The following is a 23,355-nucleotide window of genomic DNA, read 5'->3' as shown; positions in this document are numbered from 1 at the left end:
CTCCGCCCTTGTCGTATCTGCTTCTTCGCGAAATCCGCGCCGGGCGGCAGCCGCGGCTGTGTCCGTGCTTCCTCGGTGAGAACCGCTTCGAGGCCTGCGGGCCAGGAGGCGAGGATCCGCGTGGTCTCCTCCATCGCCGACGGAGGGCCTTCGGTGAGCAGCCCAGCCAGCCGTACCGCTTTCTGCCGGGCGATCCGGGCTCGCAGAAGGCCTCGGCGAGACCGAGAGCGGCCGTCTGCCCCCATCCAGCACCACGTCGCCGAACAGCAACAGGCGCTTCGCTGTGGCCGGCCCGACCCTCGCCGGCAGCGTCCAGAGCAGTCCGGCGTCCGCGATCAGTCCAATCCTGCCGAAGGCGCAGCCGAACCGGGCGTTCACGAGCGGCCACCAAGTAGTCGCAGGCCGCCCCGAGCGACATGCCAAGCCCGAAGGTCACGCCCTCGACCGCCGTGAGCACGGGCCTGGGTCCCCGGACCGCCCCGTACGATGTTCGCGACCACCGCCAGCCGCGTGGCCGACGGGCGGCGAGGAGTTCCCGCCGGCCCGTGGGGTCCAGAGCACGCACCGGCCCGTGGTCCTCCATGAGCACGCCCGCTCCTGCGGCCGGTCGCGCACGGCGGTGTCTTTCACGTGTGCTCCCGCAGCAACTGCCTGCCGATGATGAGCTTTTGGATCTCGCTCGTCCCTTCGTAGATGCGGAACAGCCGCACGTCCCGGTAGAAACGCTCGACGGGCACATGGCGCATGTATCCCATGCCGCCGTGTATCTGGACGGCCCGGTCGGCCACCCGGCCCGCCATTTCGCTGCAGAACAGCTTCGTGGAGGACGGCGCCAGCCTGCGGTCCTCGCCCGAGTCATAGGCTCGGGCCGCCTCCAGCACCATGGCTCGGGCCGCGTACAGCTCGGCGTGCGACTCGGCGAGCATGGCCTGGACGAGCTGGTACTCACCGATGGGACGCCCGCCCTGCCGGGAGATCGAGGCGTGCGCGACACTTTCGTCCAGCATGCGGCGGGCCAGCCCGACGCACATCGCCGCGACGCTCAGACGTCCCCTCGCCAGCGACCGCATGGCGACGCGGAAGCCCTCTTCCTCGCGCTCACCGACGAGGGCACTGGCGGGAACGCGCACATCGTCGAAGAAGACCTCGGCGCTCAGGGCCCCCGACTGTCCCATCTTGTGGTCCGGGGGACCCACGGTGACGCCCGGGGTGTCCGCGTCCACGGCGAATACGGAGATGCCTCCGGGGCCCGTGCTCTGCGGCCCGGTGCGGGCGAACACGATGAAGACACCGGCGAGCGGCGCGTTGGTGATGAACCGCTTGCTGCCGTTGAGGACGTAGACGTCCCCGTCGCGTACGGCGCGGGTCCTGATTCCGCTGGGGTCGGACCCGGCCTCCGCCTCCGTGAGCGTGAACGCCGCGATCAGTTCCCCGCTGGCCATGCGCGGCAGATAGCGCCGCTTCTGCTCCTCGGTGCCGGTACTCGCCAGAAGCTGGCCGGCCACCCCGTTGTTGATGCTGAACATCGACCGGAACGAGGGTGTGGTGTAGCCGATTTCCAGGGACAGGCGTACGTCCTGGGTCATGGAGAAGCCCAGCCCCCCGTACTCTTGGGGCAACGCATAGCCGAACAGGCCCATGGCGGCGGCCTTGTCACGGAGGGCCGCCGGGATCTCGTCCTTCTCCTCGATCTCGTTCTCGCGCGGGACGACCTGCTCGCGCACGAAGGCGCGCACCGCCGCTACGACAGCGTCGAACTCGTCTGGTTCCATGGCCTCTTGGGACTCCTCGACGGCTCAGCGGGAAAGGAGTTCGAGGACGGTGGCGTTGGCCATGCCACCGCCCTCGCACATCGACTGCAGGCCGTAGCGGATGCCGCCTGCTCGCATGTGGTGGACCAGCGTGGTGGTCAGCCGGGCGCCGGAAGCCCCCAGGGGGTGACCGAGTGCGATCGCGCCGCCGTCGGGATTGAGCCGGTCCGGGTCGGCGCCGGTCTCGGCGAGCCACGCGCAGGTCACGCTGGCGAACGCCTCGTTGATCTCGAAGACCCCGATGTCCTTCAGGCTCAGCCCGGCGCGCCCCAGTACCTTCTCGGTGGCCGGGATGGGGCCGGTCAGCATCGTCACGGGGTCGACTCCGACGACTGCGAAGGAGTGGAAGCGGGCGATCGGGCGGAGGCCGAGTTCTCGGGCCTTGTCACCGCTCATGATCAGCAGGGCCGATGCGCCGTCCGATATCTGCGAGGAGTTGCCGGCCGTGATCATGCCGTCGTCGGTGAACGCGGGCCTGAGACTCGCCATCGTGGCGGGCGTGCCGCCGCGCCGTACTCCCTCGTCGGTGTCGACGGTACATACGGTGCCGTCGGCACCGGTCACGTCCACCGGCACGATCTGAGCTTTGAACCGCCCCTCGTCGATGGCGGCCGCCGCGTTGGCATGCGACCGGAGGCTGTACTCGTCGAGCCGCTCCCGGCTCAGCCGCCAACGCCGCGCGAGTTCCTCCGCGCCCAGTCCCTGGCTGAACCGCGACACGCCGTACCGGGCCCGTACGGCCGGACCGAAGGGCTCGCCGGGGCCCCGTTCCCGGCCCGATCCCAGCGGAACGCGGCTCATCGACTCCACACCGCCCGCGACCACGATGTCGTACTGGCCGCTCATCACTCCCGCGGCCGCGAACTGCGCCGCCTGCTGCGAGGATCCGCACTGCCGGTCGATGGTGACGCCCGGCACCTCCTGCGGCCATCCGGCGGCCAGGACGGCGAAGCGGCCGACGCAGCCGCCCTGTTCGCCGGTCTGCGAGACGCAGCCCCACAGCACGTCCTCGACCGTCGCCGGGTCCAGGTCGTTGCGTGTCGCCAGGGCGCGCAGCACCACGGCGGACAGGTCCACCGGGTGCACGTCGCTGAGCGAGCCGTTCCGCTTGCCCATGGGAGTACGGACGGCGTCCACGATCACCGCGTCACGCATGCCGGACCTGCTTTCCCGCCGCATCCGGCGTGCCGGTTTCCTGTGTGCCCGAAAGGGGTTCGCCCGGGTCGCCAGTCGTCCGGGCCAAGCGGCGGAGCTCGGACTTCAGCACCTTTCCGGCCGGGGACAGGGGAAGTGCGGCGACGAACCGGATCTCTTTGATTCGCTTGTACGGCGTCACGCGCTCCGCGACGTACTCCATCAGCTCCTCGGCACTCGTGCCCCGCTCGGAGGCGGGGACCACGAAGGCGACGGGGATCTCGCCGACGGCAGGCACCTCCCTCCCGACCACTGACGCCTGGAGCACTGCCGGGTGCCCGCCGAGGATGTCCTCCAGCTCGCGCGGGTACACGTTGTAGCCCTTGTAGATGAGCATGTCCTTCGACCTGCCGGAGACGTACAGGAAGCCGTCCTCGTCGAGGTGGCCGATGTCGCCGGTGCACAGCCAGCCGTCGACGAACTGCGCGGCGGTCTCGTCCGGGCGGCCGAGGTAACCCGAGGCCACCTGAGGTCCCCGTGCCCAGATCTCGCCGCGCTTGCCCCGCGGCACCTTCCGGCCGGGATGCAGCGGATCCCGGATCTCCAGCTCGGTGTCGAACAGGGGGACTCCCTGGCTGCCCGGCTTGTGCAGTCCGGCCTTCGCGATCGGGCCGCTGGACACGGTTGCCGTCGCCTCCGTCAGGCCGTAACCCTCGATGACGGCGGCGTTGGGGAAGACCTCGGTCAGCTTCTCCAGCGCGTACGCGTCTATGGGGGCACCGCCCGACACCACGGCCTTGACCGAGCTGAGGTCCCGCGTGCGGATTCCCGGTGTCGCCAGCAGGGCGTGCCAGAGCGCCGGGGCGCCTGGGATGTACGTGATCCGGTGCCGTTCCACCTGCTCCAGGTACGACTGCGCATCGAAGCGGCCGCTCAGGATGGTGGTGGCGCCGCACAGGAGGAAGAAGTTGAGGCTGATCAGGCCAAGGGCGTGGAACAACGGCGAGACGCACAGCGCCGTGCAGCTGCCCAATGGCAGAGCGTAGTCCGCGGAGGTCTCCAAGGGGTTCAGCACCACGCCGCCTTCGCTGTCGAGTCCGGGGAGCGCCCCGGAGCGCCAGCAGGCGACCTGGATGGTGTTGCCGACGATGTTGCGGTGCAGTATGCGCACTCCCTTGGGTGCTCCGGTGGTTCCGCCGGTGTACCCGTACTGGGCGACGGAGTCGGTGGGGACCAGCACATCTGGCGGGTGGGTGCTCTGGCCTGCGACGAGGGCCTCCAGGGTGGTGCCCGCCCTCCCGAAGAGCTTTGCGCGGTCATCCGGCCTGTCGGCCGGGGCCGATTCGCTGGGCGGCACGATGACGACAAGCCGGACCGGCAGCCCCTCGATCGCCTCGGCCAGCACCGGCGCCGGCTGCGGATGGGTCACCACGGCCGCCGCGGAGCAGTCGGCCAGCTGGGCGCGCAGGGACTTGGCCGGCTGGGCGGGGTTGGCCGGGCAGGCTGTCGCGCCGGCGAGCGTGATGCCGTAGTAGGCGACGGCGAACCACAGGGTGTTCGGCAGGTGCAGGGCGACCACGTCGCCCTGCCGTATGCCGTGCGCCCTGAGGCCGCCTGCGAACGCGGCAGCCTGTTCGTACAGGCCGGTGAAGGTGAGAACCTGGTCGCCGTCGCGCACGGCCGCCCGGTCGCGGTAGCGGCGGGCCGAGCCGGCGAGCACCGCGCCGATGGGGGCATCGGGGTAGTCGAGGTGGCGAGGCAGTCCTGCGGGCCAGTAGTCGGTCATGTGCCGCTCCCTTCCCGCCCCGGCCTGCGGCCGGCCGTGCAGGGCTTTCGCACGGTGCGCCGGGTCATCGCACGACCTCCGCGTCGAAAAGCTGCTTGATCTGCTCGGGGTTACGGCCCGTCTCGGCGAGGACCTGCGCCGTGTGCTCGCCTGGCAGGGGGGCGGGCCGGGCGGGCCGGCGAGGGATGGAGGAGCCGAACCGGGGGGCCGGGGCGGGCTGGAGGACTCCCGTGTCGTCGGTGAGGAAGGTGCCGCGTTCAGCGTTGTGAGGATGGCGCGGTGCCTCCCGCAGGGACAGCACGGGGGTGACGCACGCGTCGGCGTCGGCGAACGCGGCCGCCCAGTCGTCGCGGGTCCTGGCGGCGAAGACCTGCGCCAGGCGCCGCCGCATGACCGGCCAGCGGGAACGGTCCCACTGCTGGACGAAGTCGGCATCCGCGACCAGGCCCAGCCGCTCCAGGAGTGCGGCGAAGAAGGGCGCCTCGATCGCGCCGACCGCGACGTACTGGCCGTCGCGGCAGCGGTAGACGCCGTAGAACGGCGCTGTGCCGTCCAGGTAGTTGACGCCCCGGCGGTCGGTCCACCGCCCCTGGTGCAGACGGCTGTAGATCATGGCCAGCAACTGGGCCGATCCGTCCACCATGGCCGCGTCCACGACCTGGCCCTTCCCCGTGGCGCGTGCCTGCAGGACCACGCACAGCACACCGAAGGCGAGCAGTGCGCCACCGCCGCCGAAGTCACCGAGCAGGTTGAGCGGCAGGACCGGTGGACCGTCGGCCGGTCCGATGGTCCCCAGGGCCCCTGACAGGGCGATGTAGTTGATGTCGTGCCCGGCCCGCGGCGCGAGCGGTCCCTCCTGTCCGAATCCCGTCATCCGCCCGTAGACCAGGCGCGGGTTGCGGGTGAGGCACGGCCCGGGGCCCACGCCGAGCCGTTCGGCCACCCCCGGCCGGAAGCCCTCCAGGAGGACATCGGCATCCGCCACCAAGTCGAGGACGGCGCCGACGCCTTCCGGGTGCTTGAGATCGATGGCGGCCGAGCGCCGGCCCCGGTGCAGGACGGGGTCGGGCCTGCCCGCCATGTCCGACGGGCGCTCGATACGGATCACGTCCGCACCGGCGTCGGCCAGGAGCATCGCACCAAACGGCCCCGGCCCGATGCCCCCGAGCTCGACGACCCGCAGCCCGGTGAGCGGCCCCGGGGCCGCCTCGGGTAGGAAGCCGTTCGCACGTCCCTGGTCCTGTTCGTCGTTCACCGGCCGCTCACCGTCCCCGCCAGATGGGAGCGCGCTTCTCGGCGAAGGCCGACGCACCTTCCCGGGCGTCATGCGAGTTGAACACCAGTGTGGTGATCGGCCGCTGGCGGTCGAACATCTCGTCGTGCGGCCAGCCGGGAGATTCGACGAGGACACGTTTGGTGGCCCGTACGGCGAGCGGACCGTTGGCGGCGATGGCGGAGGCCAGCAGCCTCGCCTCCTTGACTGCACCGCCGGGCGGGGTGAGCCGGTTGACCAGCCCGTAGTGGTACGCCCGCTCCGCGGTGAGGAAGTCACCGGTGAGGGCGAGTTCCATCGCAATCTGGTACGGGATACGGCCTGGCAGCCGCAGCAGCCCTCCGGCCACCGCCACCAGACCGCGTTTGACCTCGGGCAGCCCGAACCTGGCATCCTCGGCGGCGACGACCAGATCACTCGCGAGTGCGATCTCGCATCCGCCCGCCACGGCGTAGCCCTCGACGGCGGCGATCAGCGGCTTGCGCGGCGGGGCCTCGGTGAACCCGGCGAAACCGCGCCCCGGCACGTGGGGGCGCTCGTCCCGCAGGAACGCCTTGAGGTCCATGCCCGCACAGAAGGTGCCGCCCGCGCCGGTGATGATGCCGACCGCGAGGTCGTCACGCTCGTCCAGCTCATCCAGCGCGGATGCGATCGCCTCGGCAACCGCGCGGTTGACGGCGTTGCGGGCCTCGGGCCGGTTGATGGTGATGAGCGTGACGCCGTCGCCGTACTCGGCCAGTACTTCGTCTGCCACGGCAGCTCCTTTACGGCTCGGTGGCCAAGCGGTGGTGGCGGTTGGGCAGGAGCGGTTGAGCGCCGGCCTTCAGCGTGGGGCCAGGCGGATCGCGCCGTCGAGGCGGATGGTTTCCCCGTTGAGCATCGGGTTTTCGATGATGTGCAGGGCGAGTTGTGCGTACTCGTCCGCCGCGCCGAGGCGCGGCGGGTGCGGCACCGCGGCAGCGAGCGCGTCGAGCTTCTCCTTCGGCCTTCTGCCGAGCATCGGTGTGTCGAACAAGCCGGGCGCGATGGTGACGACCCGGATGCTCTTGCTCGCCAGATCTCGGGCCGCACACACAGTGAGGCCGACCACTCCGGCCTTCGACGCCGCGTACGGAGTCTGTCCGATCTGTCCCTCGAACGCCGCGACCGACGCTGTCATGACAACCACCCCGCGGTCGCCGTCGAGTGGTTCGTTGCCGGCCATGCGGGCGGCGGCGAGCCGGAGCACGTTGAAGGTGCCGATCAGGTTGACGTCGACCACGGCGCGGAAATGGGCGAGATCGCCCGGGGTACCGTCCTTGTTCACCACGCGGAGCGGACCGCCGCGGCCCGCGCAGTGGACGACCGCGCGCAGCGCTCCTGTCCGCTCGGCGGTGTCGAGGACGGCGGTCATGTCCTCGGTGCTCGTCACGTCAGCGGGGACGAAGACGGCCTCGGGGCCGAGGTCGCGGACGGCTCGGTCGGCGTCCGAGGAGGGCAGGTCCGCGATGGTGACGCGGGCGCCGGCCTTGAGCAGCCGCCGTGCCGTCGCCAGGCCGAGCCCCGATGCGCCGCCGGTCACCACCGCGGATATTCCGCTGGTCTGCATGGACGCTCCAGTCGGTCGAGCCGGTGTCGGATATCTGCCGCCGCCCGCGCCGCGAAGGCTCGGCGACCGCCGTCGTACGCCGGGCCAACGGGCTCCGGCCGTTGCGGCCGGGACCTGTGGCCGATGGAGAGAGCGAGGGAGCTTGTCGAACGATCGTTAAATTAGGCCGCCGACACACCACTGTCAATGACCGCGACGAAAAGCGGGACGACCTACCGAGCCGGCGCCTCGTCGTGCCCGACCAGTGCGAACGCCAGCCGCACGTACCGGCCGCACAGCTCCGTCATCCCGAGATCGCCGGACGGGTCGTACCACTGGGCGACGGCATTGCACATGGCCATGACCGCCCGGCGGGCGTCATCCGGGTGCGGGGTCCGGAAGACTCCGCCGGCCATGCCGTCGTCGATGGCCTTCTGGAAGAGTCCCGATACGGCGTGCCGCCTCTCGATGATGGGATTGCGGTACTCGGGTTCGAGGTAACGGAGTTCCTGGAGGGTCAGCAGGCTCTCGACCCGCCGCCGGACCCGGTAGTCGACCGTCACCCTGACCAGGGCGGCCAGCCGCGCGGCGGGGTCGTCACCGGCCTGGGCCAGTTCCTTCTCGCAGTGACGGAAGTAGTCGTGGAGCGAGTCCTCGATCAGGGCGTGGAAGAGCTCCGCCTTGCCCGAGTAGTAGTAATACAGGGCGGACAGACTCATGTCCGCCCGCTTGGCGATGTCACGGATGGAGGCGCCGAAGTAGCCGCGCTCCGCGAAGACGTCTCGTGCGGCGTCCATGATGGCGTCCCGGCCGTTTCCCCGGGGGCCGGAGGGCCCGTTGTCCGCCGCCTTGCCGCTCTTGCCCGCGGCTTTGCCGCTCATCGCATCCATGGTCCCAGCTTCCCAGAACGAACGAACGATCGACAAAGCTCCCATGCCGTCCGGAGCCGAGGGCCGGCGCACCGCCGCCGCCCGCCGGGCACGGTCCCCGGTGTCATCCGGCCGAATGAACCTTGTACCCCTTCGCTAGGTCCGATGCGAAGGAGTCACCGAGCGTTGTGACTCCGGCGAAGACGCCCTTGTCCACGTCCAGCACCAGGGCCTCGCGCGAATTGGGCTCGGCGGGATCGGAGCGTCGCCGGTTCCGCCCGGAGGCGAGCGGCGCTACGGTAGCTAAACGAGCGTTCGATAAAATCGGAGGCGATCTGAGGGTGAGAGCCATGCGCATGCGTATCGGCATGACACTGGGTTACGGCGACGACTTCATCGAGTCCGTCCGTGCGATGCCGGACTTCGAGGCGGCAGGCGTCGAGGTCGCCTTCGTGCCGGAGGCCTACTCGTTTGACGCCGTAAGCAAGTTGGGATACCTGGCAGCCCGGACCGAACGCCTGGAGATCGCCTCCGGGATCCTCCCGATCTTCACCCGTACGCCATCACTGCTGGCGATGACCGCCGCCGGACTGGACCATCTCTCCGACGGCCGGTTCACGCTGGGTCTCGGAGCGTCGGGACCACAGGTGATCGAGGGGTTCCACGGGGTGCCGTATGACGCGCCGCTCGGCCGCACCCGCGAGGTGGTGGAGATCTGCCGCCGGGTGTGGCGGCGTGAAGAGGTGGTGTATCCAGGCCCGAAGTACCCGCTCCCACTTCCTGCCGAGCGGGGCACCGGGCTCGGTAAACCCCTAAAACTCATCGATCGGCCGGTTCGCTCCCGCATTCCCATCGTCCTGGCGGCGATCGGACCGAAGAACGTCGAGCTGACCGCCGAACTCGCCGAGGGCTGGCTGCCCGTGTTCTTCCACCCCGGGAAAGCGGCCGACGTGTGGGGAGCTGCACTGGCCGCAGGGCAGGCCCGACGTGATCCGGCACTGGGTTCGCTCGACATCACGGTGACCGCGCCTTTGGCCATCGGCGACGACGTGGCACACCTACTGGACCGCGCCCGGCCTCAGCTGGCCCTCTACATCGGGGGAATGGGAGCCAGGAACAAGAACTTCTACGCCCAGCTTGCCGGCCGGTACGGATACGAGCGGGAAGCGGCACTCGTCCAGGACCTGTATCTGGCAGGAAAGAAGCAGGAAGCCGAGGCCGCCGTCCCCGAAAGCCTGTTGAGGGCCATCTCCCTCGTGGGGACGAAGGAAGAGGTCGCCGGACAACTCGATGCGTTCGCCGCCGCCGGAGTGACGACACTGTGCGTGAGGCCGCTGGCCGCCACTCACGCGGAACGTCTCCACGCCGTCGAGCGACTGCGCGCCATGCTGGACTGACGTGCGCCGACTGCCGAGGCGTCGACTCCTGCCTACGCTGTGAAGGCACCGGTCGCGGGAACCGCAAGGGTCCGGGCGATCGTATGCCTTATCCGCGCGCAGGCGCGCGCTCCGCCGCCGTGGGTAGCTCGAGGAGCTTGCCGGTGATGTTGCATAGTTGTGGGACGGAGACGTTCTGGCGGTTGGTCCGATCGGGTCCCACGGTTAGCCTGTGCCTCTCGCTGTACCAGCGGCCGCGCTGATCCACCGCTCCAAGGAAGACTTCGTGACGAATCTCCAGGACCCGCAGGATATTCCGGGCCCTCAGGACATGCCCGACGGCACGGACTCGGTGGTGCCGCCTCCCGGCTGCCCCGCCCACGGCGGCGCCTCACCGTTGTACGGGCGGCAGTTTCTGCGGAATCCGACCGAGAGCTACCAGCGGATGAGGCGCGACCACGGGCAGGTCGCCCCGGTCCTGCTCGAGGCCGACATCCCCGCGTGGCTCGTCCTCGGCTACCGCGAGATGCGCCAGGTCCTCGGCGACACCCAGACCTACGGCCGCGACCCCCGCCGCTGGAACCGCTGGGACGAGGTTCCGCCCGACTGGTCCCTCATGCCCTGGGTGGCCTACAGCCCCATGATCCATTTTACGGAAGGGGACGAGCACCGGCGGCGCTCGGCGGCCGTCAGCGACGCCCTCTCCACCGTCGATCCCTTCGAGTTGCGTGCGCACTGCGAGCGCTTCGCCGACGGACTGATCGACGAGTTCGCCGGCAGCGGCAAGGCGGACCTGGTCTTCGACTACGTCTACTCGGTGCCCGCCCTCGCCATGGGCATGATGTTCGGCCTGCCCGAGGACCAGCTCGCGGACATGGCGCAGGCCCTGACGGCGAGCCTCGACGCCAGCGGCGACGCCATCCCCGCCCAGCAGCGGGCCGCCGAGATAGTGGGGCGGCTGGTGACGGCCAAGCGTGACGCGCCGGGCCCGGACATCACCTCCCGGTTCATCCAGACCTCCCCCAACCTCACCGACGAGCAGTTGGTCGGAGACATCATGGTGATGATGGTCGCGGGCTTTCCCGCCACGTCGTACTGGATCGGCTCCACCGTCCGGCTGATGCTCACCGACACCCGGTTCGCCGTGACCCTCGCGGGCGGCCGAAGGAGTACCGGCGAGGCCATGACCGAGGTGCTGTGGGCGGACTCCCCCGTCCCCAACGCCATCGGGCGCTTCGCCATCCGGGACACCATGCTCGGAGGCCAGCGCATCCGCACCGGTGACCTCCTCGTCCTCGGCCTCGCCGCCGCGAACATGGACCCGCTGCTGTGGCCCGACACCACGGCAGGCTTCGCCGGGAACAACGCGTACCTGTCCTTCACCGGCGGCGACTACGGATGCCCCGCAGGCGCGCCCGAACTGGCCAGGATCATCGCGGAGACAGCGATCGAAGTGCTGCTCGACCGGGTTCCGGATCTGACCCTGGCCGTCGAGCCCGAGGAGCTCGAGTGGGTTGACTCCCTGTGGTGCCGAGCCCCGTCCAGCCTCCCCGTCACCTTCACCCCCACGCACATCAACGCGGGCTAGCGTTAGGGCTTGTCCGGCCGATCATGTGACTGCCTCGTGTCCGGGTCTTTGACGTGGCATGGGGCGGGGTGATCTGACGGATGCGGAGTGGAACGGCTGCGGCCGCTCCTGTCGGTCAGCAACGGGCCTTGTGGCAGGTGGCGGGATCATAGGCAGGTGATCGACGGGATCCCGCACCGCGTGCGAACCGGGGTGCAGTGGTGTGATCTGCCCGAGCGACTCGGCCGTGGAAGACCGTCTGTGATCTGACGATGCTATTCCGCACGGTGCAGTTCAGCGAAGTGTGAGGGAATGCAACTGGGGTCCGTCGTCGTCTTCGCCGCCGATCTTCAGCCGCACAAGGGCAGCGGTGCGTTCTTCGAGGTCGACTGTGTCCTTCGTCTGCCCGCCTTCGACTGTGGCGGCCGGAGTCCAGTGGTGGCCGTCGCGGGACAGTTCGACGGTGAACTGCTTGGGACGTTCGTCGCCCCAGTCGGCGGTCAGAGTCCGGAGCCGGCGGGGACGTTCGAGGTTCACGGTGAGGGCAGGGTCAGGGGCCTTGGCCTGCCAGAACGTCTGTGCATCGCCGTCGACTGCCGCAACTGCCGGGGAACTCGGATCGGATGAGTCGGCGCTGATCGCCGCGCACCGGCCAAGGTCGATCGTGGGCGCGAGATCCGGGCGGCGGGTTGGCACCTTGAGCTGCTGGCCGGGTCGGAGGTTCTTCGACTGTCCGCGTACCTCAACCGGCATGGCAGCACCGTTGAGTAGTCGCACAGTGGTCTGGTGCGGGCCGATCTCCATGGTGAACTTCCTTCCCTGCCAGGAGAGTTCGCGCAGCGATATGCCGGTCAGCTGCGGCGGTAGGGTTGGGTCGAGGTGCACGCGATCGTCCCGCCAGCGCATTCCCGAATAGCCGTAGAGGAACTCCTGGAGGAAGCCGGGCGTAGCCGTCGTACTCCGGGTGGGTTCCGGTCTTCGCATCGAACGGGATTCGAAGGCTGTCCGCCACACGCGACCATTGGGGGTTGGCGGGTCGGCCGAAGATCTTGGCGGCCTGTACTGTGAAGCGCAGCGAGTCTCGGGCAGCCATATTGGTATAGGCACTGTCGTCAATGTTCTCGACGTACTCGTCCGGAGGTGTCACCCCGTTGATGCTCGAGGAACCATCGGCATTGCGCGTGACCCGGCTGACCCAGAAGTCTGCGACTCCCCGGAGTATCTCCGCACCCTTGTCTCGCAGCCAGGTCCGGTCACCGGTGGCAAGCCAGTACTGCCATACCGCGAGGGAGATGTCGGAACTGATGTGTTGTTCATAGCGTCCGGTCGAGGCCCAGGAAGGAGTGTCTTCCAAGCCCGATAGTGCGCTCTCCCAGGGGAATCGCGTTCCTGAGTAGCCTCCGTCCTTGGCGTACTTGCGGGCAGCGTCGGTTCTGTTTATTCGGTACTGAAGCATGGATTTCGCGATGTCCGGATGCTGTGCGAGCACGCTCGGGTACATCCACGTTTCGGTGTCCCAGAGGCGGTGAGCCGGGCCCAGCCCACCCTGGTGGCGTCGGCGGACTGCTGCCGGGCGGTAGCCAGCGCATCCGACGAATCCTGGGTGCTGGCGATGCCGACAAACTTCGTGACGTTCACGGGGACCCCTGCGGTGACCCGCACAGTTGCCCGCTGTCCGGTTACGTCACCACCCATAGGCGTGATGCGCCCAGGTGCGTCGAGCTGGGAAGCGATGGCGACCTGAGTGCTGTTGCCCTCGGCACGACGTGTTTCCCATACCTGGTGTTTGTCCGCACTGCTGCAGGGCGCGCAGCGCCTCGATCTCGAGCGCGGTCAGCGGCGCGGCCTCGGTGAATGCCGGGAATTCCATGGGGTGTTCTCTCCTCACGACGCTGTCGGGTCTCGCTGGCCATGGCGTCGACGTGCTCGCCCGGCGCTCGTGCTCCGGCTTTTGACCGGTGGCCCGTCTCGACGCACTATCCAAGCCGAGCAAGCCGTCTGGCATGACCGGATCCGGCCGAATGCTGATCTTCTCCTGTGCTGGCAGGGCACGCCGGACTGAAACTTCCGCTCTCCAGGGGCTGATCGGCGTTCATCTCCGATGATGGGGCCCCGGGGCAACGGATCAAGCAATGCTGGGAGTACGTACATGGTCGTGGAGGCCGGCACACAGCAAGAGAGCCGCGTCGCGGGGCGGGCCCGTATGGACGGTGCGGCCGGACCCCTACGGCCACCCTTCCGCCGGCTCGGTCCGGCTCTCCTGCTCCCGCCCGGCCAGCGCCGATCAGCGCTTTCCCGGCGCCGCCGCGGGACGCAGGGCCACGGTCGAACACGTCAACATGCATCTGACCCGCATTCGCACAGGCGGCGGACCGCGTGGCGAGGCGTGTTGTGCCTGCCGCGCCGCCGACTGCGCGTGGCACACCCGCGACACCGACACCGGCCCTGCCGCTGGACGGCGGGGTGGGGCCCGGCCGGTGGTAGAGGAGGTGCGGTGTGGCGGTCCGGTGGTCCTGACGGTGTACGCGGACCGTGCCGGAAGGCTGTGGCGGATCGCGGAGATGTGTGCTCGGTACGCGGCCGCCACTACCGGCTGCCGTGTCCTGGACACCGCCCCGCCCCCGGCCCGTCCTGTCCCGGACCGGATCAGCAGGTCCTCGATCGCCGCCGCGATGGCGCCCTCGTCGGTGTTGTCGGCGCCCCCGCACGGCCGGCAGCGCCCTCGACGACTGACTGGGGGCGCCGCCCGGCTGGGGCAGCGTCGCTTCGGGGCCGGGCCCGGTTACGGGCCCGGCCCCTCGCTGCGGTTGCCCCGCGGGTCTGTGCCCGTCAGCGCGCCTTGTACGCAGCGGTTACCTCGACCTCCACCATCCAGCCCTTGACGGCCAGCGACGCCACCTCCATCGTGGCACGCGCGGGCCGGGCCTTGTTGGCGACCAGCGGTGCCTGGGGGGCGGAGGTGCCCATCGGGACCGGGACGACCTCCTTCGAGGTGAGGTCGATGTTGGCGAAGTACTGGCGGTACGCGCGGTTCCATCCCGCGTAGTCGGCGGTCTCGACGCCGGGCGGTTTCATCAGGTAGCACTTCATGGTGATGACGTCGGCCAGGGTCAGGCCCGCCGCTTCGAGGTTGGTCTTGACGTTGCGCAGGACGACCAGTGCCTGGGCCTCGGTGACCGTGACTCGCGTGGCGCCCTGAGTGAGGGCCGGGTCGGTGTAGAGCTCGGGTGAGCCGGCCGGCGCGGACGGGTTGAGCGCGGTCGGGCCGAGGCCGCTGCTCTGGTAGATCGCCACCTCACCGCCGGTCGCCACTCCGGTGGCGATGGCCGGGTTGGACTGGCCCTCGGGCAGGCTGACGCGGACCTCTTTGGGACCGGGCCACCATCCTCTGCCCTCGGCGAGCGCGGCGCCGCCGGTGAGGAGCGAGGCGGTCAGGGCCGTACCGATCGCAACCTTCGTGCGTCGCTTCATGCGGCCATCACCCTTTCGTGGATGTCGGTCACGACCTTGCGGGCCGAGCTGAACGCGCCGTGCTGCCAGGCGATGACATGGCTGAGCCAGTCGCCGGCGAAGTAGACGTGCCCGGCGGGCTGGTTGAGCAGCTTGTACTCGGGACCGGTCTGCGAGGGCCAGTCCACCCAGCCGGCCTCGATATGAGGCGTGCGGTGCCAGGCCACGCTGAAGGAGTGATCGAGTTCGGTGCGGTACTTGTCGCCGTGGATCTTCACGCCCCGGCTCACCGCCCGCGCAAGGCGGTGGGCGTGCGGCAGATCGCTGTACGCGACGGCGTTGGCACCGAAGTTGTAGTAGCCGATGAGTGTGCCGCGGCGGCCCTGGTGGCCGTAAGAGGGGTACCAGATGGTGGCCAGGTCGGTGTCGGTCGGCGTGATGCCACCGTAGATGTGCTCGTCCGTCTCCCACCATCGGCTGCGGTACTCGAGCCCGATCTTGCCGACGGGGGTCGGGACGGCGTACTTCAGCGCCGCGGTGATGTCGGTGCCCAGGTTGTGCTTGAGGCGGGCCATGACCATCGGCGGCATGGCCGCGACAACGAAGTCGGCGCGCTGGGTGCGGGTACGGCCGCCGACGTCCTTATACGTGACCTCGGCACCGTCCGGCAGGTCCTTGACCTCCAGCGCCTTGGCGCCATAGGTGATGCGGTTCTGGCCGATCGCCTTGGCCAGGGCGTACGGGATAGCGTCCATGCCGCCCACCGGCTGGAACATCAGCATGGCCTGGTCGTAGCCGAGTTCGAAGGCGAAGCGCTGCCCCACGCCGCTGGCGATGACGTCCGACAGCGTCGGCACCGGGCTGAGGACCGTGCCGTCGTCGAAGGCCGCGCCCGGCTCGGCGGAGTAGCCTCGCCGGTCGGTGCCGGTGTAGGCGTAGCCGCCGGCTTTGCCCTTGATGGCGCCGAAGCTCTGCAGGAACGCGATCAGTCGTTCCTTGTCCTGCGGGGTGAGCCGTGCGTCCAGGGCGCCCTGGTCGGTGGCCTTGGCGAGCAACTCGGAGAGGTAGCCGTAGACGTCGGCCTTCGCCGTGCGCCAGCGCATGGGCTTGCCCGCGAGGGCGGCGCTGCTCTCGTGGTAGATGTACGCGTTGGCGTTCTGGTTGGTGAACACCTGTAGTTCGACGCCGAGTTCGCGGCAGTACTCGAGAGTGACGTGGGACTGCGGCAGCCGGGCCGGGCCCGCGTTCATGTACTGGCCCTTGGTGAACGACGCCGTCTGCGTCCGCCCGTCGAGGTCGGTCAGCGCCGTGCCGCCGCGGACCGTCCAGTTGCGGCCCCCGGGGCGGTCCTTCGCCTCCAGGATCTGGCAGTCGTAACCGGCTTTGCCCAGCTCGTACGCCGTCGCCAGGCCGGCTATGCCGCCGCCGAGCACGAGTACCTTCTTGCCGCCGCGTCCGGTGAGCGCGAAGTCGTTTCGCTGGGGCGCCCGATACTCTTCCGCCCGCACGTCTGGCACCGGGGCGAGCCCGAGTGCGCCCATCGCCGAGTACAGCACTCCGGCGCCCCCCGCGACGCCGACGGATCTCAGGAAGGCACGGCGGGATCCTGCGGACTGCTCTGCAGCCATCAATTCCTCCTCATCCGCACCCCGGGGCGCGCGCCGGCCGGGGAGCGGTCGTTCGATCAACCCGGTCACGTGGGGGGTGCGAGTTACTGAGGAGACCGGAGGTGCGCCATGAGCCTCCGCCGAGACTGTTACAACGCGATACCACTGACGTAACCGGTTTCGAGCCGTGCGCTGCGAAGGAGGAAGGAGCGGGCGCGATCCCGTCTTGGGTCGGGGGCCGGGGTCTTTGCGTGTAGTTGATTCGTCCGGTTGGTCAGGTGATCCCGAGGGCTGTCAGGGGCCGTTGTGGGTCGCGGGCGGTGCAGCGGCAAGTGGCAGCGATGTTGGTGTGGTTGTCCTGACGGAACAAGCTGATAGCGAGGTTGCGCAGGGTGGCCATGACGCGGGGCAGGCCGTCGATGCGGATTTTCGAGGCGTCCTCGCTGAAAGTGGTGTCGCGGACGTGGTGGAGCTGGTCACGTGGTCCCGCATCCACCGGCGAAGATCAGCCCGGCCGAACCGGTGGCCGCTCAGAAAGCTGTCTTGGTACGCCTACCATCGGGGGATGGTCAAGCGTGCGTTCATTGAGCAGATTTGCCCTGCCGTCCATGGAGAAGGTCCTTAAGGATTGAGAGCGTCGGTTGGCAGAGTTCCAGAGAGCCAAGGGGCACAGGGCAGTCACGTGACTGGCGGGCCGGCCTTGCTGTCGCAGTGTTTGCCGCCGCCGCTGGGTGGCACGTCGAGAGTCGGGCTGCGGTCGAAGAAGCCGATCGGTTTCAGTGTGAAACCGGTGCTGTCCACCCGCATGACCGGCCAGCCCTCCGGGCGCGGCCAGTGGGTGAGACCGAAGGTGTGCCAGAGCACGATGTCCTCACCGTCAATATGGCGGTCGGCCGTCGTCCAGGCCGGCAGCCCCACTCCACCGGGATGCTGATTCACCAGCTGGCCTGCCGGGTAGCGCTCGTCATCCGCGTACCGGGTCACCCACAGGTGGTGCCGGGCGAAGGCTGCGCGGACCGAGATGGACGACTGCTCGTCGGCGAGCAGAGCGGGCAGACCTTCGGGAACGAGCGCGTAGCCGACGGGCCGTCCGAGGCGATTGGTGGACTCGGGGTTGACGACATGCCATTCCCAATTGCAGGCGGGGGTTCGCATCACGCTTGGCTGCCCGCTCGGAAGTCAGTCGGGTCGCCCGACGGCTGAAAGCGTTTCCGTGCGGGTTCTTCCGGCTCACCGGGAGTCGCACGGCCTCCACTTCATCGACAGCGTTACGGTGCCCGTCCACCGCCATGTCGAGCCGGGCGCAGAAGAGGTGCTGGTGGAAGAGCGCCCCCAGGCCCGGGGCGATTTCGTTCGTGTAAGAGGTCACCGGTCTCGTCGACGACCGGGACGAGGTCGTCGGTGCCGAGGTGGTCGACGACGAAGCCGCGCAGGTCGTCGCGGACGGCGGCCCCGGACGGCCCACCGACGACGCCGTCGTCTGATCTCCGTTCGGGGAGGGTGGAAGATCATGGCATAACGTACCGCCATGACGCATTCATCCCTGCAGTTAATTCCCGATGCCATCAACCGCTTCGGCGCACGAGTGCACGCGGTCGACGGCCACCGGTGGAACGATTCGACGCCGTGCACCGAGTGGACCGTTCGGGACCTCGTCAACCACCTGGTCAGCGAGCACTTGTGGGTGCCGCACCTGCTCGCCGGAGAGTCCCTGGAGCAGGTGGGCGACCGCTACGATGGCGACATGGTCGGCGCAGATCCCGTGCGCGCGTGCATCCACGAGTGGGGCCTGGCCCGCGGGTGCGGCCAGCCCGAGTGGCTCGACCCGGCCGCGGTCGACCACAGCCTGGCCTACGCGCGCGCCAACGCCGAGAGAGTGGCAGGCCTGGGAATCTTCGCTGCTCCGGTGCGCACCACCAGCACCGACCCCGCCGTTCAGCTTCTTTCCTTGCTGGGGCGCGCCGTATGACGGGTCCGATTCACGTAGTTCGGGAGTGCTCGCGGTTGCCTGGCACGGGCTGCGGTGCAGCTTCGTGATTCCTAGCCGTGAGGGGTCGCGCGGGTAGAGGTGTGCGGTCCTGGCCGGCGGCCGGGGCGTTCGTCCCAGCGGTGGGTGGTCCATGCTCGTCGAATCAGGCTGCGTACGGTGATGATGGTGTCGGCGAGGTCGAAGAAGGCGTCGTCGATGACGGTGGTGCGGCGCTCGTAGCAGCGGGCGAGCCGGTGGAAGGCGTTCTGCCAGGCGTAGGTGCGTTCGACATGCCAACGTCGACTGGCCTGGATCGGTGCCTTCGATGTGGCCGTGAAGGCCGCTTTCGTCGAGCAGGGCGCGGGTGGTGTCCGAGTCGTAGCCGGCGTCCAGGTGCACGGTGATGTCGTCGGGTAAAGGGCCGAAGTCGTCCAGGTGGTCCAGGGTCGGAGCGAGTAACGGGGAGTCGTGGCGGTTGGCTCCGGCCAGGACACGACCCAGAGGGATGCCGTATCCGTCCGTCATGCCCGAGCGTTTCACGCCCCGTTTGCCGCGGTCGAACGGTGACCGGCCTGCGGACTCGCCGCCTCCGGGCGCCTTGGTGATGGAGCCGTCCACGGCGATCTGGTCGAGGACGAGGCCGACGATCCGGTCGTAGGACTCCAGCGCGATCTGCTTGAGCCGGGCGAGGACGCCGAGTCGGATCCACTCGTCGCGGTGGCTGCGGATTGTGGTGGCCGAGCAGGTCGTGTCGGCGATCGCCTCGTAAGAACAGCCGAATCGCAGCAGTTGCAGGAGCTTGTCGAAAACGACCCGATCGCTGATACGTCGACGGTGGCAGCCCAGCGGATGGTCCGGGCGGTAGACCGGCCGCTCGGGCAACAGGGCCGCGAATTGGTCCCAGAGCGGTTCGGTCAGCCATGATGGAAGCGCGGGCACAGGTCTCCCCAGTGATCACAGAGCGTCGCAACTCCATGATCACCAAGACCTGTGCCCGTTCTGCTGCCGGGGCCCCAACCGCGCCTATCCGCGTGACCTCTATGTCGCCAAGCCGTTCGGCGTGCGGGAACTGGTCGCCCGCATCCGGGCCGTGGCCCGTCACACCGCCGGCCACCTGGCCTGGCGGCGGACACCCCGGTATCCGCCGAGATGCCTCCGTCGTCCATGGCCGGAGCCGGTCCGCGGCGGCTGGGGGTGCTGGAGATCGACCGGCGCACCCGGGAGGTCCGCCTCGGCGGATGTGAAGTGGCCCTGTCTCCGCGCGGGAGTTCGACCTGCTCGCCTAATCTCGCCCAGGATCCCGGCGCGGTGCACTCCCGGCAGCAGATCATGGACTCGGTATGGGACCCGCACTCGAACCCACCAAGACGCTGGACGCGCACGTCGCCGCCCTGCGTCGCAAACTTGGTGATCCTGCCTGGATCGCCACCGCACGCGGTGTCGGTTTCCACCTCACCGTTCCCGCCGGGCAGCCCGGCGACGGCTCGCCTCCCAAGGCCGTGTCATGACCCGCCGCCTGCCGCAGAGCTACCTGGCGCTGGCACTGCTCGTGCTGGTGGGTCTGGAGATCCCGCTCGGCTACTTCTACGCCCATGGGGAGGAATCCCGCTTCTCCCAGGGAGCGGAACGCGACGCGTCGATGCTGGCCGAAGTCGCCGAGGAGAACATCGAGAAGCGCAAACTGGAGACTCTCCCCCGAGCTGACGCGGGAGTACGCCGACGACACCGGCGCTCGCGTCGTGGTCGTCGGTTCGGCAGTCTCCGTGCCGGACGTGGCACAGCCGCACTTCTCAGTGCGTGACGCTGTCGGGGATCTTGAAAATCGGAGTTGCCCAGCGTGGTCTACGTGCTGGTAAACGATGTGTTTCCCCCTGATCAGAGCTTTACAGGTAGGTTGGCGAGCCCCTGATGGCCGCAGCGATGCGTTGGTGACCGTTAGGCGAACGCTTCGTTCGTGTCGGCCGTTGTCCACGTGGCTGGAGTGGCTGACGTGTCGATGGCGTTCACTCGTTCGTGGTGGCCGTGCCGGGAATCTCGGGTTCGGAGATGTGTGCGGGTGGGACGGTTGGCGTCCCGCGACTCCGGAGGACCCGAGATGTGTGTTCGCCCCCGTACTGGCTGCGTGATTCCCGAGCTGACCGTGCGAGTTGCCCGTGCGAGCAACCCCAGGGGCACCACGGCTATGGCCATCCGTGACCATCTCAACGGTCTGTGGAGCGACGAGGACTTTGAGGAGTGGTATCCGCGGGACGGCAAGCCGGGCCTGTCACCTGCCCAGTTGGCGACCGTGTCGGTCCTGCAGTTCCTGCTGGAGCTGTCCGACCGGCAGGCCGCCGAGTCCGTGCGCAACCGCATCGACTTCAAATACGCCCTGGCCATGGAGCTGGAGGACCCCGGCTTCCACCACAGCGTTCTCGCGGACTTCCGTGAGCGCCTGGCCGAGGAGGGCCGGGCCGACAAGCTGCTGGACCTCGCGCTGGAGAAGATCAGGGCCCTCGGCCTGGTCGGGGAACGCGGACGGCAGCACACCGACTCCACTCACGTCCTGGCCGCGGTGCGGGACCTGACCCGCCTGGAGCTGGTCACCGAGGCGATGCGCGCTGCCCTGGAGGAACTCGCCCGCCGGGCGCCGCACGAGCTGGTCGGTCTGGTGACAGAGGATTGGGGAAAGCGCTACGGCCGCGCGGCCCGACTGGGGAAGAACCCCTCCAAGCCCAAGACCCGGATCAAGGACACCGGCGGGGACGTCTGTCTGCTCCTGCGCTATGTCCACCGCTACCTGCCCGCCCTCCGCGACGGCGAGCAGGTGCAGGCTCTTCGCCAGATCTTCGTGCAGAACTACTGCATTGATGCCCAGGACCGGCCGAAGTGGCGGGAGCTGGAGAACGCCGGTCTGCCTCCCTCGGCCGTCGCCATCGTCTCGCCCTACGATCTGAGCGCCCGCTACGCGCGCCGCGGCGAGACCCGCTGGAAAGGCTTCCTGGCGCACGTCACCGAAACCTGTGACCCCGACGCTCCGAGCGTGATCACGGACGTGACCACCACCAGGGCCGCCGTCCACGACACCAAGGCCCTTCCCGGCATCATGACCAGCCTCGATCACCGGAACCTGTTGTCGAAGGAGCACTTCGTCGATGGCGGCTACCTCTCCGTCGCGCTCAAACAGCGGGTTGCCCGCGAGCACGGTGTCGGCCTGGTCGGACCGATCCGGGCCAAGAGCACTCGGCAGTCCCGCAAGGGCACCGTGTTCCACCGCGACGCCTTCGCCATCGACTGGGATGCCAAAGAGGTGACCTGTCCGCAGGGCAAGGTGAGTCGCCGGTGGTCGACACCGCCGTCCCTCGCGCCCTACGTCAATGTGGAGTTCTCCCCGAACGACTGCCGCCAGTGCCCGGTGAAGGCCGCCTGCACGCGTACCGACGCCCGGAAGGTCACCTTCCTGCCGCGCGAGCTCTACGACATCCAGTCCGAATCCCGGACCGAGCAGCAGACCCAGGAATGGCTCTCGCGCTACTCACTGCGGGCCGCCATCGAGAGCACGATCAGCAAGTTCGTCAACGGACACGGCATGCGCCAGTGCCGCTACCGCAGCGAAGACAAGGCCCACGTCCAGCACGTCCTGACCGCCATCGCGGTCAACCTCGAACGCATCGGCGTCCACCTGCCGCCGGCACCCGTCCGGCAGCCCCGGAACCCAACCGCTCTCCAGGGCTTCCTCGACTGGCAGCACATCCCCCGGCCTCGGTCCTGGCGCGTCGCTACCCACCCCGCAGGCTGAGGTGATCGTCCTCAAGGTGGTGGTCACCACCTTGCCCGAGACCGGTCCGCAGACCGACCGCCGAGTCCAACCCTGGCGCAGCACCCCACGGGGACCGTCCCGTCAGCTCGGTGATCTCCCATAAAGGCGCTCGACCAAGATCCCTGACAGCGTCAGGTACTAAGTACCTGACGCTGTCAGGGATCTTGGAAATCGGAGTCGTCCAGCGTGGTCGAGGTGCTGGCGAGACATGCCGATGCTGCATCGCCGGGGCCCTCGGAGTTCTCTGCATATCTGAGGCTGGTGGAGGCAGGGCTGGAGCGGCGGGGCTCACGGGAGCCCTGCACCTTCGCCGTGGCACGGTGGATCACTCTCGCACTCACGCTGGATGACCTGCGGATCTCGGGCTAGACGCGGGGAGAGCTTCGTGAAGCGATTGGGGACTGCCTCGAGCAACTCCTGACGCAGGAGGTCGCTTGCCCCCCCCCGCAGATCTGCGGAGGCCACAACGGCGCCACCAAGGTCCGCACCGGCCAGACCGATACGCCTCATGTCGGCGTGGTCAAAGTTTGCTTCGCGTGAGTCGGTGACCTCAAGTTCGGCGCCTCGTAGATCCCCGTTTTCGAAGCTGGCTCGGAGGAGCCGCGCTCCATACAGGTCCGCCCGAGGTAGGTGGGCACGGTCCAAGTCCGCACCTGTCAGATCCGTATGTCGCAGGTCGACGGTGCTGCCTCGGTCCAGCGCAGGGTTCCTGTCCCCGATGACTTTCAGCGCGGCCGCCACGTCCGCTGCGGGCTGGCCCAGGTCGCGGCGGAGCTCATTGGTCTCGTGCCTGATCGCGGGCCTTTGCTTGGCCGGGAGCGCGGCGTGGGTTCGGACATAGGCGCAGAGCACATTGACGATGGTGGGCTGATCGCGTGGGGAGTCCTGCATGATCCGCTGAAGGGCATAGATGCCGGTCAGTCGAACATCGATCGAGGAATCCCCCAGCTGGGCCCCTGCGGCGCTGTACCGGTCGGTGATCTGGCCTTGCTCGTTGAGACGTTGCTCGCTCCGTACCTGCTGGATGGAAACCACCGCGAGCAGGGTGGCAGCCAGCGTCGACAAACTCACCAGTAACCCTGCGCCGCGTTCCAGGCGGCCGAACCATCGATCGTTCTGCTGACTGGTAGGAGCCTCGCGACTCCTG

Annotated in this window: 20 protein-coding genes and 4 pseudogenes; 7 read left to right on the top strand and 17 right to left on the bottom strand. The window is 68.8% G+C overall.

Features of this window, described 5'->3' with window-relative positions:
- Positions 1-626: 626 nt before the first annotated feature.
- The 7 genes from LIV37_RS51440 to LIV37_RS51410 form a co-directional block, all read right to left on the bottom strand.
- A complete protein-coding gene (locus LIV37_RS51440; protein WP_020874952.1) occupies positions 627-1,772 on the bottom strand; it encodes an acyl-CoA dehydrogenase family protein in 1,146 nt (381 codons plus the stop codon).
- 24 nt (positions 1,773-1,796) lie between these two features.
- A complete protein-coding gene (locus LIV37_RS51435) occupies positions 1,797-2,966 on the bottom strand; it encodes a thiolase family protein (protein ID WP_121826650.1) in 1,170 nt (389 codons plus the stop codon).
- Positions 2,959-4,731 carry a class I adenylate-forming enzyme family protein gene (locus LIV37_RS51430; protein ID WP_020874950.1) on the bottom strand — a complete coding sequence of 591 codons (1,773 nt, stop codon included), beginning with the start codon at positions 4,729-4,731 and terminating at the stop codon, positions 2,959-2,961. Before LIV37_RS51430 ends, LIV37_RS51435 begins: the two co-directional genes overlap by 8 nt.
- A 64-nt stretch (positions 4,732-4,795) precedes the next feature.
- The gene (locus tag LIV37_RS51425; RefSeq protein ID WP_020874949.1) at positions 4,796-5,986 is read right to left on the bottom strand and encodes a CaiB/BaiF CoA transferase family protein; all 1,191 of its coding nucleotides are present in this window, start codon (positions 5,984-5,986) and stop codon (positions 4,796-4,798) included.
- 7 nt (positions 5,987-5,993) lie between these two features.
- Positions 5,994-6,758 carry a crotonase/enoyl-CoA hydratase family protein gene (locus tag LIV37_RS51420; protein WP_254807211.1) on the bottom strand — a complete coding sequence of 255 codons (765 nt, stop codon included), beginning with the start codon at positions 6,756-6,758 and terminating at the stop codon, positions 5,994-5,996.
- A 69-nt stretch (positions 6,759-6,827) separates the two neighbouring features.
- Entirely contained in the window at positions 6,828-7,592 is a 765-nt protein-coding gene (locus LIV37_RS51415) for an SDR family NAD(P)-dependent oxidoreductase (protein ID WP_020874947.1), read from the bottom strand.
- Between the two features lie 212 nt (positions 7,593-7,804).
- Positions 7,805-8,452 (bottom strand): TetR/AcrR family transcriptional regulator, encoded by a 648-nt coding sequence (locus tag LIV37_RS51410; RefSeq protein ID WP_020874946.1) that lies wholly within the window; start codon positions 8,450-8,452, stop codon positions 7,805-7,807.
- 344 nt (positions 8,453-8,796) lie between these two features.
- Between LIV37_RS51410 and LIV37_RS51405 the strand changes: the two genes are divergently transcribed.
- The 3 genes and pseudogenes from LIV37_RS51405 to LIV37_RS51395 form a co-directional block, all read left to right on the top strand.
- Positions 8,797-9,837: an LLM class F420-dependent oxidoreductase gene (locus tag LIV37_RS51405; protein ID WP_121826651.1), complete on the top strand. Its 1,041-nt coding sequence runs from the start codon at positions 8,797-8,799 to the stop codon at positions 9,835-9,837.
- A 265-nt stretch (positions 9,838-10,102) separates the two neighbouring features.
- Positions 10,103-11,404, top strand: a complete 1,302-nt coding sequence (locus LIV37_RS51400) for a cytochrome P450 (protein ID WP_020874944.1) — start codon at positions 10,103-10,105, stop codon at positions 11,402-11,404.
- Positions 11,405-11,462: 58 nt separating this feature from the next.
- Positions 11,463-11,643: pseudogene (locus tag LIV37_RS51395) on the top strand (transposase); the annotation flags it as partial.
- Between the two features lie 34 nt (positions 11,644-11,677).
- On the opposite strand, the gene LIV37_RS51390 reads toward LIV37_RS51395, so the two are convergent.
- The 8 genes and pseudogenes from LIV37_RS51390 to LIV37_RS53005 all read right to left on the bottom strand — a co-directional run.
- On the bottom strand, positions 11,678-12,367 hold the full coding sequence (locus LIV37_RS51390; RefSeq protein WP_121826359.1) for a discoidin domain-containing protein: 690 nt from the start codon (positions 12,365-12,367) through the stop codon (positions 11,678-11,680).
- Positions 12,368-12,380: 13 nt separating this feature from the next.
- Positions 12,381-12,884 (bottom strand): annotated as a pseudogene (locus LIV37_RS53010) (haloacid dehalogenase); the annotation flags it as partial.
- A gap of 183 nt (positions 12,885-13,067) precedes the next feature.
- The gene (locus LIV37_RS51385; protein WP_148717908.1) at positions 13,068-13,253 is read right to left on the bottom strand and encodes a hypothetical protein; all 186 of its coding nucleotides are present in this window, start codon (positions 13,251-13,253) and stop codon (positions 13,068-13,070) included.
- A gap of 959 nt (positions 13,254-14,212) precedes the next feature.
- Positions 14,213-14,854, bottom strand: coding sequence for a Rid family hydrolase (locus LIV37_RS51380; protein WP_020874942.1), 642 nt, complete (start codon positions 14,852-14,854; stop codon positions 14,213-14,215).
- Complete coding sequence (locus LIV37_RS51375) at positions 14,851-16,461, bottom strand: flavin monoamine oxidase family protein (protein ID WP_121826360.1); 1,611 nt, start codon at positions 16,459-16,461, stop codon at positions 14,851-14,853. Before LIV37_RS51375 ends, LIV37_RS51380 begins: the two co-directional genes overlap by 4 nt.
- 253 nt (positions 16,462-16,714) lie before the next feature.
- Positions 16,715-16,936, bottom strand: a complete 222-nt coding sequence (locus LIV37_RS51370) for a hypothetical protein (protein WP_020874940.1) — start codon at positions 16,934-16,936, stop codon at positions 16,715-16,717.
- Between the two features lie 182 nt (positions 16,937-17,118).
- Entirely contained in the window at positions 17,119-17,595 is a 477-nt protein-coding gene (locus tag LIV37_RS51365) for a copper amine oxidase (RefSeq protein ID WP_020874939.1), read from the bottom strand.
- 43 nt (positions 17,596-17,638) lie between these two features.
- Positions 17,639-17,809 (bottom strand): annotated as a pseudogene (locus tag LIV37_RS53005) (copper amine oxidase); the annotation flags it as partial.
- A gap of 159 nt (positions 17,810-17,968) precedes the next feature.
- On the opposite strand from LIV37_RS53005, the gene LIV37_RS51355 reads away from it, so the two are divergent.
- Positions 17,969-18,409, top strand: coding sequence for a maleylpyruvate isomerase N-terminal domain-containing protein (locus LIV37_RS51355; protein ID WP_020874938.1), 441 nt, complete (start codon positions 17,969-17,971; stop codon positions 18,407-18,409).
- A 216-nt stretch (positions 18,410-18,625) separates the two neighbouring features.
- Here LIV37_RS51355 and LIV37_RS51350 read toward each other — a convergent pair.
- Positions 18,626-19,348: pseudogene (locus LIV37_RS51350) on the bottom strand (IS5 family transposase); the annotation flags it as partial.
- Between the two features lie 401 nt (positions 19,349-19,749).
- On the opposite strand from LIV37_RS51350, the gene LIV37_RS51345 reads away from it, so the two are divergent.
- The 3 genes from LIV37_RS51345 (at position 19,750) to LIV37_RS51335 (ending at position 22,187) form a co-directional block, all read left to right on the top strand.
- Positions 19,750-19,917, top strand: coding sequence for a winged helix-turn-helix domain-containing protein (locus LIV37_RS51345; RefSeq protein WP_243146504.1), 168 nt, complete (start codon positions 19,750-19,752; stop codon positions 19,915-19,917).
- Positions 19,914-20,210, top strand: coding sequence for a hypothetical protein (locus tag LIV37_RS51340; protein WP_121826361.1), 297 nt, complete (start codon positions 19,914-19,916; stop codon positions 20,208-20,210). The genes LIV37_RS51345 and LIV37_RS51340 overlap by 4 nt, the downstream gene beginning before the upstream one ends.
- A gap of 294 nt (positions 20,211-20,504) precedes the next feature.
- Positions 20,505-22,187 (top strand): IS1182 family transposase, encoded by a 1,683-nt coding sequence (locus LIV37_RS51335; protein WP_121826362.1) that lies wholly within the window; start codon positions 20,505-20,507, stop codon positions 22,185-22,187.
- 309 nt (positions 22,188-22,496) lie between these two features.
- Here LIV37_RS51335 and LIV37_RS51330 read toward each other — a convergent pair whose 3' ends face one another.
- The gene (locus LIV37_RS51330; RefSeq protein WP_020874936.1) at positions 22,497-23,279 is read right to left on the bottom strand and encodes a pentapeptide repeat-containing protein; all 783 of its coding nucleotides are present in this window, start codon (positions 23,277-23,279) and stop codon (positions 22,497-22,499) included.
- Between the last annotated feature and the right edge of the window lie 76 nt (positions 23,280-23,355).

Source organism: Streptomyces rapamycinicus NRRL 5491, from assembly GCF_024298965.1.
GTDB classification, from domain to species: domain Bacteria; phylum Actinomycetota; class Actinomycetes; order Streptomycetales; family Streptomycetaceae; genus Streptomyces; species Streptomyces rapamycinicus.
This window is presented reverse-complemented; position numbering and strand designations above follow the sequence as displayed.

Coding starts and splice junctions, on each gene's coding strand:
- LIV37_RS51405 (WP_121826651.1), top strand. CDS start 8,797: ATGCGTATCGGCATGACACTGGGTTACGGCGACGACTTCATCGAGTCC.
- LIV37_RS51355 (WP_020874938.1), top strand. CDS start 17,969: ATGACGCATTCATCCCTGCAGTTAATTCCCGATGCCATCAACCGCTTC.
- LIV37_RS51365 (WP_020874939.1), bottom strand. CDS start 17,595: ATGCGAACCCCCGCCTGCAATTGGGAATGGCATGTCGTCAACCCCGAG.
- LIV37_RS51380 (WP_020874942.1), bottom strand. CDS start 14,854: ATGAAGCGACGCACGAAGGTTGCGATCGGTACGGCCCTGACCGCCTCG.
- LIV37_RS51335 (WP_121826362.1), top strand. CDS start 20,505: ATGTGTGTTCGCCCCCGTACTGGCTGCGTGATTCCCGAGCTGACCGTG.
- LIV37_RS51375 (WP_121826360.1), bottom strand. CDS start 16,461: ATGGCTGCAGAGCAGTCCGCAGGATCCCGCCGTGCCTTCCTGAGATCC.
- LIV37_RS51440 (WP_020874952.1), bottom strand. CDS start 1,772: ATGGAACCAGACGAGTTCGACGCTGTCGTAGCGGCGGTGCGCGCCTTC.
- LIV37_RS51410 (WP_020874946.1), bottom strand. CDS start 8,452: ATGAGCGGCAAAGCCGCGGGCAAGAGCGGCAAGGCGGCGGACAACGGG.
- LIV37_RS51385 (WP_148717908.1), bottom strand. CDS start 13,253: ATGGAATTCCCGGCATTCACCGAGGCCGCGCCGCTGACCGCGCTCGAG.
- LIV37_RS51390 (WP_121826359.1), bottom strand. CDS start 12,367: ATGCGAAGACCGGAACCCACCCGGAGTACGACGGCTACGCCCGGCTTC.
- LIV37_RS51345 (WP_243146504.1), top strand. CDS start 19,750: ATGGGACCCGCACTCGAACCCACCAAGACGCTGGACGCGCACGTCGCC.
- LIV37_RS51435 (WP_121826650.1), bottom strand. CDS start 2,966: ATGCGTGACGCGGTGATCGTGGACGCCGTCCGTACTCCCATGGGCAAG.
- LIV37_RS51415 (WP_020874947.1), bottom strand. CDS start 7,592: ATGCAGACCAGCGGAATATCCGCGGTGGTGACCGGCGGCGCATCGGGG.
- LIV37_RS51340 (WP_121826361.1), top strand. CDS start 19,914: ATGACCCGCCGCCTGCCGCAGAGCTACCTGGCGCTGGCACTGCTCGTG.
- LIV37_RS51430 (WP_020874950.1), bottom strand. CDS start 4,731: ATGACCGACTACTGGCCCGCAGGACTGCCTCGCCACCTCGACTACCCC.